This window comes from Aeromonas sp. R7-5 (genome assembly GCF_040908015.1).
GTDB classification, from domain to species: Bacteria; Pseudomonadota; Gammaproteobacteria; order Enterobacterales; family Aeromonadaceae; genus Aeromonas; species Aeromonas caviae.
Genome location: NZ_JBFOCZ010000026.1, coordinates 234491 through 247232 on the forward strand (window position 1 = coordinate 234491; position 12742 = coordinate 247232).

The following is a 12742-nucleotide window of genomic DNA, read 5'->3' on the forward strand; positions in this document are numbered from 1 at the left end:
CCGGCTCGGCTGCTGGCTGCTGCTCGCCCTGTGCGCCATGCGGGCGCAGGCCGCACCTGTCGAGGCCGAGCTGTTGCCGGGGGCGAGCGAGCGCGACTGGCTGCTCGTCATCGAGGCCGACGGGCTGCACCGCGATGAGGATCTCAACCTGCAACCGCTGCTGCGCCAGTTTGCGGTCGGGCGGGTCAGCATCCAGCGGGTCAGTGCCCAGAGCCGCAGCCTGACCCGCTGGCAGATCCCCCTGCACCTGCTCGATACCAGCCCGCGCCAGGTGCCCTCCCTGCCCCTTGGCGCCGATCTCACCCCCTCCCTGGCGGTACCGACACGTTCCCTGGACGGCACCCTGATACCGACACAAGACCCGGTATTCTCTCCGGTCGAGCTGCAGGCCCGGGTGCTCCATGAGGGGAATCTATATCCCGGCCAGCCCTTCATCTATGAGCTGACCCTCTGGCTGCCTGCCAACCTGGAGGCCCCCAACCTCGGCGAGCCCATCACCCCGGCCTTTACCATTCGCCGCCTTGGCGAGGACCGCTGGGACTCTCCCGCCAGCCCCGGCCTGCCCGGGCGTCTCACGCGAAAATGGCTGCTGCAGGCCAAAGGGCCCGGGCTCCATCCCGTCGAATCCCCCCGCTTTCAGGGGCGGTTGCCGCCCCAGGACCAGGCCGGTGCGACCGCGCCGGGCAACGCGGGGGATCTGCTGTCCGCCAGGGCGGCGACCCTATTCATCAAGGTGGACAAGGCCCCCCTGGAGCCGGTGGCGAGCAGCCTGGTGTTGCGCCAGCAGTTCAGCCCGGCGCAGGCCAGGGTGGGTGAGCCGGTGATCCGCACCCTCACCCTGGTGATGGAAGGGGGGGATGGCAACCGCCTGCCCCCCTTGCCGGCCCCGCCCCTGCCCGCCGGCCTCTCCATGAAGCCGGACGGCGAGCAGCAACAGGAGCGATTCGTGGCCGAGGGGGCGCTACGCTTCGAGCGCCAGTGGCGCCAGGCCCTGACCGCCGACGAGGCGGGGCGCTATGTGCTGCCCCCCCAGACCCTGCGCTGGTTCAACACCCAGAGCGGTCGCATCGAGGAGGCGCGCCTGCCCGCACATCTTCTGGTGTTCACGGCAAGGGAGAGCGCCACTCCCGCCTCCCCCACACCGGGGACCCAGTATCTCTATTGGGTGCTCCTGGCCATCCTGCTGCGGGCATTCATGCGCCGCTGGCCGCGCTGGCGCGCCTTCTATCGCCTGCAACGGGCCCTCGCCACGGGCTCTCCTGACGAGGCCAGGGAAACCCTGCTGACCTGGGCCGTCCTGCGCTGGGACACCCCCTGTCTGCATCTGGCCAGGCTGCCCTGTCACCGCGACCCCGCCATGGGGGCGCTGCTGGACGACCTGGATCGGGCCTGTTTTTCCCCCAAGCGAGTCCCTGGCGAACACCTGCCCAGACAGGCGCTCGCCAGGGAGTTGTGCACCTGGGAGAGCTTTGCGATAGCCTATGGTCTTCGAATACTGGCGTGGATGCGTGCATGATGCGCCCCTCATGAAACAGGACACCCCTTTATGGCGTTAGGTTTTTTCAGAAGAAAAAGGGCCGGCACGGGAAAGGATCCCTGCGCTTCTCCGGTCTATGGGGAGATGGCAGATAAACAAACCAAGTACGAAGCCCTGGTGCACGCCATGCACGGGGACATCTACCGCTACGCCTACTGGCTGTGCCGGGATCCGCAAATCGCCGAGGATCTGGTGCAGGAGACTTTCCTGCGCGCCTGGAAGGCGATAGATACCCTGCTGGACGACAAGGCTGCCAAGGCGTGGCTCATCACCATATTGCGGCGGGAGAATGCCCGCCGCTTTGAGCGAAAGCAGTTCGATCTCGTCGACCTCGACGAGCACCCCCTGCGGGATCAGGGTGTCCTGCCAAGCGAGCAGGAGATGGAGCACGAATGGCTCAGGCGCCACATCGCCCGCCTGCCTGCCGAGTATCAGGAGCCGCTGCTGCTGCAGGTACTGGGGGGATTCAGCGGGGAGGAGATCGCCGAGCAACTCGGCCTGAACAAGAACACCGTCATGACAAGGCTGTTTCGCGCCCGCAACCAGATAAAAGAGGCCATGGAGTCTGCGAAACAACAAAGAGGACACACCAATGGATGAGCTTGAATTTCGCCGCCGGGCCATCACTCACCCCTCGGACAGGGATCCCGCCTTCTTGAAAGCCGCCGAGGCGTCACCGGCCAATCGCAAGCATCTGGACGAGATGCAGCAGCTCGAGCGCCAGGTGCGCAGCACCCTGGAAGTGGACGTACCGGCCGGTCTTGCGGAGCGGATCCTGCTCAGGCAGGCGATGGCAGCCGAAGAGGAGCAGGTGGTCCCGCTGCCCGTCACTCCTGCACGCACGCAATGGCGCGCTCTGGCCATCGCGGCCTCGGTCGCCTTCCTGCTCGGCATGAGCACCCGCTGGATCAGCTGGCCTGTGGCACCGGACACCCTGTCGCTGGCTCAAGTCGCCATGTCCCACGTTTATGGGGAAGAGCCCTTCATTCATGCGGTGGATGAGCGGGTCAGCCTGCACACCATCAACGCAAAAATGGAGAAATATGGTGCCACCCTGAGCGAGATGCCGGGCATGAAGGTAACCTATGTCAACCACTGCGCCTTCTACCAGGGACCGGCCCTGCACATGGTGCTCCAGGGCAAAATGGGACCGGTCACCCTGTTCCTCGTCCCCAAGCATCTGCCACTGACGATCCAGTCCGATTTTGCAGACGGGACCCTCAAGGGGGAGATACTGCCGCTCAAGGGGGCCAACATGGTGCTCATCGGAGACATGCAGGAGCCCCTCGCCCCGGTTGCCCGCCAGCTTGAGTCACGCCTGCACTGGTCCATTTAACAGACCTTGACCCAAGCTGACTCGTCCTCCGCCTCAGCCACATCACAGGCAGACATCCTCATTGTCTGCCTGTTCATCCCCACATCCCCGCATGTTCCCGCCCATTGCCCGCGCGAAGTCACATTTCTACCATTTATTTTAAATGACGCAAATGGCACCATTTGTGCTTTATTTATCCAATAATAGATAAATCAGCCTAATAAAACGGCAAGTTAAAACAAATGATTAACACAATGGAAACTTTTATGTATTCTGCTGTCACTGGTCTGATTTCTTACCTCCTACCAGATCCATAGAATCACGCCAGCAATGAATGGGAAGAAGCTGACATAACAACAGATCATGTCGTCAATAGCCGCCAAAGAGCCGCGATGTCGACAGAAAATCTGCTTACAAAGAGAGAACACTATGACAACTGCCTTTTTCAAGAAAAGCCTGATCGCTGCGGCCGTGACCCTGGCCAGCACCCAGACCTTCGCCGCCGCGTTCCAGCTGAACGAGCACTCGGCCTCCGGTCTGGGGCGCGCCTACGCAGGTGAAGCAGCCATCGCCGACAACGCGGCCGTGCTGTCCCGCAACCCGGCGGCCATGACCACCTTCGACAAGATGGCACTGTCTGTATCCGGCACCTATATCAAGCCCGACGTGGACGTGGCTGGCGACATCTATGCCGGCCCCACCAAGCTGGCTCCGTCCAGCGAAAGCGACATCGCCCCCGATGCCTTCGTGCCGGCCACCTACTTCATCCAGCCCCTGAATGATCAGTGGGCCTGGGGGATCGGCCTCTTCTCCAACTACGGCCTCTCCACCGAATATTCCAAGACCTTCGCGGCCGGTGCCGGCGCCGGTGACACCGAGCTGCTGACCTTCAACATCAACCCCAACATCGCCTATCGCATCAACTCCAGCTTCAGCGTCGGTGCCGGCATCAATGCCGTCTACGCCGCCGCCGAGCTGAACCGTTATGCCGGTGCGCTCTCCGCCGCCATTCCGGGCGCCAACTCCGATACCCGTCTGGCTCACCTGAAGGGCGACACCTGGGGCTTTGGCTGGAACGTCGGCACCCTGTACGAGATCAACGACAACAACCGTCTCGCCCTGACCTACCGCTCCCAGGTGGACTTGAGCTTTGACGGCGACTTCCAGGGTGCCACCTCCGGCAACCGCGTCGTCGATGGCAACCTGAAGCTGGATCTGCCGGCCCAGGCCGAATTTGCAGGCTACCACCGCCTGAACCAGCAATTCGCTGTCCACTACTCCGTGAACTGGACCGACTGGAGCGCCTTCCAGGAGCTCAAGGCCACCAGCAGCAACTGCGCAGGCGGCGTGTGCCTGCAAAAAGACGAGAAGTTCAAGGACTCTGCCCGTTACGCCCTGGGTGGTACCTGGTACGTCAACCCGTCCTGGGAAGCCCGTATCGGCTTCGCCTACGACAACAGCCCCATCGAGCCGGAATACCGCAGCCTGAGCATTCCTGACTCCGACCGTATCTGGTACAGCGCCGGTGCCACCTACCACATCAATCCGGACATGAGCCTCGACTTCGGCATGGCCTATCTGGACGGCAAGGAAGTGGACGTGAACGAAGGCCTGCGCAACCACAGCGATGCGCTGCGCTGGAAGGGCACCTCCCATGGCAACGCCCTGCTGGCTTCCGCCCAGTTCAACATGAAATTCTGATTTTCATGTCATCATCGAGAGCGCCTCTGGGCGCTCTTTTTTTATCCAACTTCGCCATCTGAGCGCACAGCTGTAGTAAACAACTGTACTCTTTTCTTTTTTTATCAAACTGTTATGGGTATTCCTTTCAGCATTTAATCCCGTTTTGCACCACGCTCCTCTCTCCCCGTTGCCTTGCTGGTCATACCATATAAAATCCCGGCCCCAACCGAATAACAGAATGAACACCCAGTTCATCCCGAGGAAAGACCATGCATCCGACGTTCAAACCCTCCCTCATAGCCCTTTTGCTGCTGTCGAGCCAGGTGCAGGCTGCCGGCTTCCAGCTCGCGGAGCAATCCGCCACCGGCATGGGGCGTGCCTTCGCGGGTGAAGCCGCCATCGCCGACAATGCCAGCGTGCTCTCCCGCAATGCCGCCGCCATGACCCGATTCGATACCCTGGCCTTCTCCGGCGGCGTTATCCACGTGCACCCCGACGTCAACATCGAGGGCACCACCCGGGTGCCTACCCCCCAGGGGCCGGTCAGTCTGGATGCCGGAGCCCACGACATTGCGGGTGACGCCTGGGTACCCAACGCCTATCTCATCGTGCCCCTCAACGAGCAATGGCGCCTCGGGCTTGCCGCCACCTCCTATTACGGACTCGGGGTCAAGATGCCGGACAACTACAACGCCGGTCACTTCGGCAACGTCTCCGACATCAAGACAGTGGATCTGGGGGCCTCCCTGGCCTATCACATCAACCGCATCTGGTCCGTCGGGGCCGGTCTCTCCGCCATTCAGGGGGAAGGGGAAGTAGGCGGCACTTTCCCCTCCAACAACCAGATAGCCAAGCACTTGAAAGGGGATGGCTGGGCCATGGGCTGGAACCTGGGCACCCTGCTTGAGTTGTCGCAGGCAACCCGCGTCGGTCTCTCCTATCGCCACGACGTGACCCTGACCCTCTCCGGTGACGCCATCGGCATCGATCAAAGGGGCCAGCCCTTCACCGATACTGGCAGCCTGGATCTGCCCTTGCCCGCCACCGCCGAGCTGGCTCTGTTCCATCAGCTCACCCCGGCCCTGGCGCTGCATTCGAGCATCAACTGGACCAACTGGAGCAAGTTCGTGCAGCTCGAATCCGAGCTCGACCACCACGGCACCATGCACATCAAGGAGGAGCACTGGGAAGACAGTTGGCGCTATGCTTTGGGGATGACCTACCAGCTGGCCCCCCAGTGGCAACTGCGCTCCGGTATCGCCTACGACCGCAGCCCGGTCCCGGCGGATCGCCGCACCATCTCCATCCCCGACTCGGATCGGGTCTGGTACAGCGCCGGCGTGGGCTATCAGATTGACCGCCACCTCTCGCTGGATCTGGGGCTGACCCTGATCGACGGCAAGAAGGTGGACGTGAGCGAAACCATGCAGCTCAGGCCGGGCATCCCCCAGACCACCTCCACTTTCAATGGCACCTCGGAAGGGGATGCCTGGCTCGCCGGCCTGCAGCTCAACTACCTGTTCTGACACCCCGGGTTTCCTGACAAATAGTATGCCAGTTGTTGACCTTCCCGACCGGTCGGCACTGGCATAGTGATCCGCTTCACCATAGAATCAAGCCTGTAACCACGGTGGAGAGATGCATGTATTCCTATGTAGCAAGGCAGCCCATTCTGGATCGGGAGTTGAACACCCAAGCCTATGAGCTGCTGTTTCGCGACAGCTTGGACAATGTATTTCCCTCCGTCTCCGCACAGCAGGCCACTTCCAGGCTGGTTGCCGAGCAGTTCTTGCAGCAGAACATCGATCAGCTCATCGGGGATCACCCCTGCTACATCAATTTCCCCCACTCCCTGTTGCTGGACGGATTGGCCGAATGCCTCCCCCGTGACAAGGTGGTGATCGAGATCCTGGAGGATGCCGAGCCCGACGATGCGCTGCTGGAGAAAGTGATCCAGCTCTATGGGCTGGGCTATCGGTTGGCGCTGGATGACTTCACCATGGTCTCAGACTGGGACAGGTTCCTCCCCTACATCCATATCATCAAGTTCGACCTGCGCAGTACGCCGCAACCCTGCATAGAGCACTTCATGGCGAATCATCGCCACCTGCCCCTCACCTATCTGGCCGAGAAAGTCGAGGATCAGGCCGAGTTCGAGCGGATGAAGCAGCTCGGCGTCACCCTGTTCCAGGGATTTTTCTTCAGCCGCCCCCAGATGGTGCAACAGCCCACCATACCGCCGGCCCAACTGGTGGTGATGCAGCTGCTCGAGGTGGTCAATCAGACCGAACCGGATCTGGACAAGATTGAGCAACTGCTCAACCAGGATCTCACCCTCTCCCTCAAGCTGCTGCGCTACATCAACCACCTCAAGCGCTTCCCCCAGCCCATCGCCTCGTTTCGCCAGGCCGCAAGTTCCCTGGGGCACGCCCAGCTCAAGCGCTTCGTCGCCCTGATCGCCGCCACCAGTGCGGGAAGTGAAAAGAGCGCCGAACTCCACCAAATGTCCCTCATCAGAGCCCGGTTCTGCGAACTGCTGGCCCAGACCCATGCGCCCGCAGAGCAGGCACAGCAAGCCTTTGTCACCGGCCTCTTCTCCCTGCTGGACGTGCTCATGGGAGAACCGCTGGATCAGCTGCTCGGCTCCATTCCCCTGACCGACGACATTCGTGCCGCCCTGCTCACCCGCAAGGGCAAGCTCGGATTCTACCTGGCGTTCTGTGAAGATTTCGAGAAAGCCGACTGGCAGCGGGTCGCCGCCAACACCGTCCGGCTCGGCCTCAACGAAGAGAAGGTCAGCCACCTCTATCTGAGCGCCACCGCCTGGGTCAACCAGCAGCTTCAGGCCATGGAAGAGCAACCGGTCCACTCCCACCAGACATGACAACGTCCCTCTTGAAGGGACGTTGTCATGTCATCAAGCCGCAGCAATCTCACCCACGCATTCAGCCTGCCTCGATGGCGATGGCCGTTGCCTCCCCTCCCCCGATGCACAGGCTCGCCACCCCTCGTCTGAGCCCGCGAGTACGCAGGGCATGGATCAGGGTCACCAGAATGCGGGCGCCACTGGCGCCAAGAGGGTGCCCCAGCGCACAGGCCCCGCCGTTCACGTTCAACTTGTGATGGGGAATGCCGCACCCGGCCATCGCCAGCATGCTCACCATGGCGAATGCCTCGTTCACCTCGAACAGGTCCACCTCCTCCACCGACCAGCCCACCCGGGCCAGCAACTTGTCGATGGCGCCGACGGGGGCACTGGTAAACCCCGCCGGCAAGGCGGCGTGACTCTGGTAACCCACTACCCTGGCCAGCACCGGCAATCCGAGCCGGGCAGCGCTCTCGCCCCGCATCAGCACCAGGGCTGCAGCTCCGTCCGAGATGGAACTTGCATTGGCCGCCGTGATGGTGCCGTGCTTGCTGAAGGCCGGCTTGAGGCCGGGGATCTTGTCGGGCCTGGCCTTGCCCGGTTGCTCATCCTCGGCCAGCAGCAGGGTGTGGTCAGCGGCCATGACGGGAGCCAGTTCCGCGGCAAAGGCACCGCTGCGCTGCGCCGTCAGCGCCCGCTCCAGGGAGGCGATGGCAAAGGCATCCATGTCGGCCCGGGTCAGTCCGCTGCGATCGGCACTCAACTGGGCGTAATGACCCATTAGATGGCCTTCGTAGGCATCCTGCAAACCGTCCAGGAACATGTGATCGAGCACGCTCTGGTGCCCCATGCGAAAACCGCTGCGCGCCTTGTCCAGCAGATAGGGGGCGCGGCTCATGCTCTCCATGCCCCCCGCCACCACGACCTCTGCCTCCCCCAGGCGCAGGCTGTCCGCCGCCAGCATCACCGCCTTCATGCCGGAGCCGCACACCTTGTTGATGGTGGTGCAGGGCACGCTGTCCGGCAGCCCCCCCTTGAGCGCCGCCTGACGGGCTGGTGCCTGGCCGACCCCTGCGCTCAGCACGTTGCCCATATAGACCTCATTGACCTGCTCCCCCGTCATCCCGGCCTGCGCCAGCGCGGCGCGGATGGCGCAGGCGCCAAGCTCGGGGGCGCCGAGCATGCACAGGGCCCCCTGGAAGGCCCCCATGGGGGTACGTTTGGCCGCCACAATCACGATATCCATCGATAGCACTCTCCTTGTTACATCGGGATAACATATGCCGCGACCGCGACAGGAACAAGACTTGCGGGGAAGTTGACGTTTGGGTAAGGTGCCAGCCTGCATTGACAACCAGATGGCAGCCAAGACAGCCCCATGACCAAATCCAGGGACGACACCCGCACCTTCAGCATCAGCGAACTGGCTCGCGAGTTCGATGTGACCACCCGCAGCATCCGCTTCTACGAGGATCAGGGCCTGCTCAACCCGACCCGCCAGGGACAGCACAGGATCTACAGCCGTCAGGACAGGGTGCGACTCAAGCTGACCCTGCGTGGCAAGCGTCTGGGCTTCAGCCTCGCAGAGATCCGGGAGTTGTTCGATCTCTACGATGCGGACAAGAGCAGCCGCTCCCAGTTGCAGACCATGCTGGGGCTGGTGGCCGACAAGCGGGAGACCCTGCAGCAGCAGCTGGAAGATATCCAGATGGTCCTGTTGGAGCTGGAGGCGGCCGAACAGCGTTGCCGCCAGGCCCTGGCACACCTCTCTCCCTGAGTCACGCAGACGGGCGAGGCGAGCGGGGAACACCGCCAGCAAATAGACACAAATGAAAGAGGGAGGCTTGAAGCCTCCCTCTTGTCATGCACGGTGGACGACCCGATATCAGGCCTCCTTGCTCCAGCGGTTCGGATCGTAATCCGGGCTGTAGCGATCGACGATGATGGCACAGGCCGCATCGCCGGTGATGTTGAGCGCGGTGCGGATCATGTCGAACAGACGATCCAGCGCGAACAGCAGCGGCAGACCCTCGATGGGAATCCCGGCCGCCAGCAGCACGGCAACCACCAGGAAGCTCGGGCCCGGCACACCGGCCTGACCGATGGCACCCAGGGTGGAGGTGACGATGATCGCCGCCCAGGCACCCATGGAAAGATCGATGTTGTAGACCTGGGCGAAGAAGATGGCGACCAGGCCGTAATAGATGGCATTGCCGCTCATGTTGATGGTGGCGCCCAGCGGCAGCACGAAGGAAGCGGTGGCGTTGGTCACCTTCAGATCGCGCTCGCAGGTCTCCATGTTGACCGGCAGGGTCGCCATGGAAGAGGCGGTGGAGAAGGCCACGATCTGCGGCTTCTTCATCGCGGAGAAGTACTTGCGTACCGGCGTGTTGGAGAAGAACGCGATCAGCAGCGGATAGACCACGAAGCCGAAGATGAGGATGGCGGCGACATAGACGACGAACAGCTTGAGCACCAGGGTCAGCACGTCGAAGCCGTAGGTGCCGATGGCGTCGGCCATCAGGCCGAAGACGCCGATGGGGGCGATCAGCATCACCTTGTTGATCATCCAGACGAAAGCGTCCACCAGGGTGTTGAGCCCGTCCACCAGCGGCTTGGCGCGCTCGCGGGGCTGCTTGGCCAGGGCGATGCCGAGGAACATGCAGAACACCAGGATCTGCAGGATGTTGGCCTCGTTCAAGGCGCTGAACACGTTGGTCGGGATCATGCCAAGCAGGGTGGCCACCGCATCGGGCAGTGCACCCTTGTCGGCGTAGTCGCCGGAGAACATGGCTGCAGTGGCGCCAAAGTCAACGCCCACACCAGGTTTGAACACCTGACCCATCACCAGCGCCAGGAACACCGCCAGTGCGGAGGTGCCGAGGAAGAAGGCGAGCGTGGTGACGCCAATCTTGCCAGCAGCGGGGCTGGCCCCCAGGTTGGCGGCCCCGGACAGGATGGCCACCGCCACCAGCGGGATCACCAGCATCTTGATCAGCTGGATAAACAGGGTGCCGAGCGGCGCAAACACCGTGGCTTGCTCTCCCATGAGCGCCCCGACCAGCGCGCCCAGCACCATGGCCACCACTACCTGGAAGCCGATGTTTTTGATTAATCCTTTTGTTAACACAGAATGTTCCTTTATTTAGCAATTACTCACACTTTTACAGCGTAAATGACCACCCAGAGCGTCAAATCCTCTCCATTGCTCTGGCGGTGCGCTTTATCTCATATTTGCGCCCCGTTTTACATCAGAATCCGTTAACGAAATGCATTGATAACTTTATGAGAAAGTAAAGCCTCAAAAGAGACACGGCTGTTTTTGCTCCTTTTACCATGACAACATCCAAAACAGTGTGCTACGTTGGCTCTGCAAACGTGCACACAGGGAAGAAAAGATGCTGAAAGTTAACGAGTATTTTGACGGAAATGTTAAATCTATCGGTTTCGAGCAAAAAGGCGAGAAAGCTACCGTTGGTGTGATGGAAGCGGGCGAGTACCTGTTCAATACCGCCGCCCCGGAGCGCATGACGGTGATCAAGGGCGCCCTCACTATCCAGCTGGCCGACGAAGATGAGTGGCACACCTACCAGCAGGGGGAATCCTTCGACGTGGCCGGTCACTCCTCCTTCAAGCTGGAAGTGAAGATCGCCTCCGCCTATCTGTGCGAGTTCCTCGACTGATGTATCACGGGCGCCATGGGATGCCGAGCGGTTCCCCCATGGCGCGTCTCTCCCGCGCCCATTTCCCTACCGCCATCACACCCCGCTATCTCCCCCCTTTTCAACGACTACAAAAAATTTACAATGTTTAGACGAAATCCATAATTGGAGTACGTCATGATCAGTGTCTTCGACATGTTTTCCATCGGGATAGGCCCCTCCTCCTCCCATACCGTGGGACCGATGCGGGCCGCCTGCGCCTTCATCCAGACCCTCAAAGCGAACGCACTCCTCTCCCGTACCGGACGCGTCGTCGTCGAGTGCTACGGCTCACTGGGCCAGACCGGCAAGGGGCACGGCACCGGCAAGGCCATCATCCTGGGATTGGCCGGATTTGAACCCGAATCCGTGGACATCGAGGCCATTCCCGCCTTCCTCGCCCAGGTAGAGCAGACCCAGACCCTCTGCCTTGGCGGCGAGCAACCCAGCGAATTTCCCCGCATCGGCGCCATCCTCTTCAATCGACGCAAGACCCTTCCCGCCCACTCCAACGGCATGACATTGCGCGCCTATGAGGGTGACACCCTTGTGTTCGAGCAGACCTACTACTCCATCGGGGGCGGTTTCATCATCGAGGAGAGTCACTTCGCCAACGCCCGGGAAGAGGCGGCCCGCTTCGATGCCGCCCACCCCATCCCCTATCCCTTCGAGAGCGGCGCCGAACTGCTGGCCCAGTGCCAGGAGAGCGGCCTCTCCATCTCGGGGTTGATGCTGGCCAACGAGAAGGTGTTTCGCTCGGAAGCGGAGATCAAGGCCGGGCTTCGCAAGATCTGGCAGGCGATGCAGGGGTGTGTGGAGCGTGGCTGCAAGAGCGAGGGTGTGCTGCCAGGCGGCCTCAAAGTCAAGCGCCGGGCTCCCGCCCTCTATCGCCAGCTCTGTGGCGAGACCAATTTCAACAAGGATCCGCTGATGGTGATGGAGTGGGTGGACCTCTTTGCGCTGGCCGTCAACGAGGAGAACGCCGCCGGGGGCCGGGTGGTGACGGCGCCGACCAACGGCGCAGCGGGCATCATCCCCGCGGTGTTGCACTATTACGATCGCTTCGTGCGCAAGGTGGATGACGAGCTGCTGATGCAGTACTTCCTCACTGCCGCCGCCATCGGCATCCTCTACAAGAAGAATGCCTCCCTCTCGGGGGCCGAGGTGGGCTGTCAGGGCGAGGTCGGCGTGGCCTGCTCCATGGCCGCTGGTGCCCTGGCCGAGCTGCTGGGCGCCAGCCCCGCCATCGTCGAGAACGCCGCCGAGATCGGCATGGAGCACAATCTCGGGCTGACCTGTGATCCCGTCGGTGGTCTGGTGCAGGTGCCCTGCATCGAGCGCAACGCCATGGGCGCAGTCAAGGCGATCAATGCCGCCCGCCTCGCCCTGCGCGGCACCGGCGAGCACAAGGTCTCACTGGACAAGGTGATCAGAACCATGTGGGAAACCGGCAACGACATGAAGACCAAGTACAAGGAGACCGCCCGGGGCGGCCTGGCCGTCAACATCACCGAGTGTTAAGCCGCTGTGATAAAGCCGCATATGGCACTCGAATACCCGGCATCGCCGGGTATTTTTTTGCAAAACGTTTGTCTGGCGCTTAACAAAATGGATAACCATCAAAATAAATTTTATACTCG

Annotated in this window: 11 protein-coding genes; 9 read left to right on the forward strand and 2 right to left on the reverse strand. The window is 61.9% G+C overall.

Annotated elements, in window-relative coordinates:
* Window positions 1-37: 37 nt before the first annotated feature.
* The 6 genes from AB5Y53_RS09655 (at window position 38) to AB5Y53_RS09680 (ending at window position 7419) form a co-directional block, all read left to right on the forward strand.
* Window positions 38-1516, forward strand: a complete 1479-nt coding sequence (locus AB5Y53_RS09655; RefSeq protein WP_368182012.1) for a hypothetical protein — start codon at window positions 38-40, stop codon at window positions 1514-1516.
* A gap of 30 nt (window positions 1517-1546) precedes the next feature.
* Entirely contained in the window at window positions 1547-2137 is a 591-nt protein-coding gene (locus AB5Y53_RS09660) for a sigma-70 family RNA polymerase sigma factor (protein WP_368181848.1), read from the forward strand.
* A complete protein-coding gene (locus AB5Y53_RS09665; RefSeq protein ID WP_041215209.1) occupies window positions 2130-2873 on the forward strand; it encodes a DUF3379 domain-containing protein in 744 nt (247 codons plus the stop codon). Before AB5Y53_RS09660 ends, AB5Y53_RS09665 begins: the two co-directional genes overlap by 8 nt.
* Window positions 2874-3281: 408 nt before the next feature.
* Window positions 3282-4553 (forward strand): outer membrane protein transport protein, encoded by a 1272-nt coding sequence (locus AB5Y53_RS09670; RefSeq protein WP_041211385.1) that lies wholly within the window; start codon window positions 3282-3284, stop codon window positions 4551-4553.
* A 251-nt stretch (window positions 4554-4804) separates the two neighbouring features.
* Window positions 4805-6061: an outer membrane protein transport protein gene (locus AB5Y53_RS09675; protein WP_368181849.1), complete on the forward strand. Its 1257-nt coding sequence runs from the start codon at window positions 4805-4807 to the stop codon at window positions 6059-6061.
* Window positions 6062-6177: 116 nt separating this feature from the next.
* The gene (locus AB5Y53_RS09680; protein WP_262000154.1) at window positions 6178-7419 is read left to right on the forward strand and encodes an EAL and HDOD domain-containing protein; all 1242 of its coding nucleotides are present in this window, start codon (window positions 6178-6180) and stop codon (window positions 7417-7419) included.
* A gap of 61 nt (window positions 7420-7480) precedes the next feature.
* Here the strand turns inward: AB5Y53_RS09680 and AB5Y53_RS09685 are convergent, their stop codons facing one another.
* On the reverse strand, window positions 7481-8647 hold the full coding sequence (locus tag AB5Y53_RS09685; protein ID WP_368181851.1) for an acetyl-CoA C-acyltransferase: 1167 nt from the start codon (window positions 8645-8647) through the stop codon (window positions 7481-7483).
* Window positions 8648-8779: 132 nt separating this feature from the next.
* Here AB5Y53_RS09685 and AB5Y53_RS09690 point away from each other — a divergent pair, with 132 nt between their 5' ends.
* Entirely contained in the window at window positions 8780-9178 is a 399-nt protein-coding gene (locus AB5Y53_RS09690) for a MerR family DNA-binding transcriptional regulator (protein WP_010674655.1), read from the forward strand.
* A gap of 108 nt (window positions 9179-9286) precedes the next feature.
* On the opposite strand, the gene AB5Y53_RS09695 is transcribed toward AB5Y53_RS09690, so the two are convergent.
* Window positions 9287-10531 carry a dicarboxylate/amino acid:cation symporter gene (locus AB5Y53_RS09695; RefSeq protein WP_041215213.1) on the reverse strand — a complete coding sequence of 415 codons (1245 nt, stop codon included), beginning with the start codon at window positions 10529-10531 and terminating at the stop codon, window positions 9287-9289.
* Between the two features lie 268 nt (window positions 10532-10799).
* Between AB5Y53_RS09695 and AB5Y53_RS09700 the strand changes: the two genes are divergently transcribed.
* Both AB5Y53_RS09700 and AB5Y53_RS09705 read left to right on the forward strand, forming a co-directional pair.
* Window positions 10800-11084, forward strand: coding sequence for a pyrimidine/purine nucleoside phosphorylase (locus tag AB5Y53_RS09700; RefSeq protein ID WP_010674653.1), 285 nt, complete (start codon window positions 10800-10802; stop codon window positions 11082-11084).
* Between the two features lie 156 nt (window positions 11085-11240).
* Complete coding sequence (locus AB5Y53_RS09705; protein WP_010674652.1) at window positions 11241-12623, forward strand: L-serine ammonia-lyase; 1383 nt, start codon at window positions 11241-11243, stop codon at window positions 12621-12623.
* Window positions 12624-12742: the final 119 nt, after the last annotated feature.

Coding starts and splice junctions, on each gene's coding strand:
- AB5Y53_RS09655 (WP_368182012.1), top strand. CDS start 38: ATGCGGGCGCAGGCCGCACCTGTCGAGGCCGAGCTGTTGCCGGGGGCG.
- AB5Y53_RS09660 (WP_368181848.1), top strand. CDS start 1,547: ATGGCGTTAGGTTTTTTCAGAAGAAAAAGGGCCGGCACGGGAAAGGAT.
- AB5Y53_RS09665 (WP_041215209.1), top strand. CDS start 2,130: ATGGATGAGCTTGAATTTCGCCGCCGGGCCATCACTCACCCCTCGGAC.
- AB5Y53_RS09670 (WP_041211385.1), top strand. CDS start 3,282: ATGACAACTGCCTTTTTCAAGAAAAGCCTGATCGCTGCGGCCGTGACC.
- AB5Y53_RS09675 (WP_368181849.1), top strand. CDS start 4,805: ATGCATCCGACGTTCAAACCCTCCCTCATAGCCCTTTTGCTGCTGTCG.
- AB5Y53_RS09680 (WP_262000154.1), top strand. CDS start 6,178: ATGTATTCCTATGTAGCAAGGCAGCCCATTCTGGATCGGGAGTTGAAC.
- AB5Y53_RS09685 (WP_368181851.1), bottom strand. CDS start 8,647: ATGGATATCGTGATTGTGGCGGCCAAACGTACCCCCATGGGGGCCTTC.
- AB5Y53_RS09690 (WP_010674655.1), top strand. CDS start 8,780: ATGACCAAATCCAGGGACGACACCCGCACCTTCAGCATCAGCGAACTG.
- AB5Y53_RS09700 (WP_010674653.1), top strand. CDS start 10,800: ATGCTGAAAGTTAACGAGTATTTTGACGGAAATGTTAAATCTATCGGT.
- AB5Y53_RS09705 (WP_010674652.1), top strand. CDS start 11,241: ATGATCAGTGTCTTCGACATGTTTTCCATCGGGATAGGCCCCTCCTCC.